Annotated in this window: 1 protein-coding gene; it reads right to left on the minus strand. The window is 65.0% G+C overall.

Translation table 11 applies throughout. From position 1 onward, the window contains the following. Positions 1-728, minus strand: a 728-nt coding sequence (locus tag H0241_RS35295; protein ID WP_181062296.1) for a LysR substrate-binding domain-containing protein, incomplete at both ends; no start/stop codon positions are given.

Raw genomic sequence — 728 nt, forward strand, 5'->3', positions numbered from 1 at the left:
AAAGCATCGAGCGCGGTCTCAAGCGCCCCGCTATCCAGATAGGGCATCACCAGCGAGCGCGGCAGGCGGAACAATCCAACACCACGCAACGCCGCCCTGATGCACAGATCAACATCGTTAATCACCAGGGGACCGGTGACCGCAATGGTGACAGGCCGCCCCCGAACGACAAATCGCCAATGGTCCGCACCACCCGCATCGGTCCGATAAAGGATGCAACGAAAGCCGTGCAGGTCTTCGGGGTGTGCCGGCCGGCCTCGCGTCTTGAAGAGACCCGGCGTGCCCACCACAACAAACCGCTCGGCCGGCGTCAGTCGAACGGAGACCATGTCCATTTCGACGAAATCGCCGAGCCGTATGCCCGCGTCATACCCTTCCGCGACGATATCGATCGGACGATCTTCGCCGACGAGTTCGAGCTGGATCTGTGGGTGGGCAGCCAGAAAATCGGGCAGCAGGCGATTGATCAGCAACGGCAGGGCCGGTCGCGGCGCGTTGATGCGCAGCTTTCCCCGCACGTCATCGCCTAACCCGCCAGCGGCGTCGATGCCGGCGCTCAACATATCCGCGGCCGGCCGCGCGTGGGCAAGGAGCCGTTCGCCTGCCTCCGTCAGGTTCACGCTTCTGGTCGTGCGCACAAAAAGCGGTGAGCCGACACGGGCCTCGAGGTTCCGAATTGCCTGGCTGACGGCGGACGGCGTCACCCCGAGACGCGTGGCCGCGGCCCG

Origin of the sequence: Mesorhizobium neociceri (genome assembly GCF_013520985.1) — a bacterium.
GTDB lineage: Bacteria > Pseudomonadota > Alphaproteobacteria > Rhizobiales > Rhizobiaceae > Mesorhizobium > Mesorhizobium neociceri.